We start from the raw sequence: 203 nt of genomic DNA, 5'->3' as shown, positions 1-203 counted from the left end.
GTGATACTCTGCGATAAGCCATGGGGAGCTGAGAATAAGCTTTGATCCATGGATTTCTGAATGGGGCAACCCACCTGATACTTTGTTATTATTGCACTTCGGTGCAGCTAATAATGAGGTAAAACAGGTATTTTTAGGCTGAATATATAGGCTTAAAAAGGCAAACCCGGGGAACTGAAACATCTAAGTACCCGGAGGAAAGG

Annotated in this window: 1 rRNA gene; it reads left to right on the top strand. The window is 42.9% G+C overall.

Annotation, left to right across the window (positions count from 1 at the left end):
- Positions 1–203, top strand: a 23S ribosomal RNA gene (locus HTT03_RS00050); the annotation flags it as partial.

The organism is Sulfitobacter maritimus (genome assembly GCF_013346665.1).
GTDB classification, from domain to species: Bacteria; Pseudomonadota; Alphaproteobacteria; order Rhodobacterales; family Rhodobacteraceae; genus Sulfitobacter; species Sulfitobacter maritimus.
The sequence above is the reverse complement of the archived record's forward strand: the minus strand, read 5'-3'. Positions and strand labels throughout refer to the sequence as shown.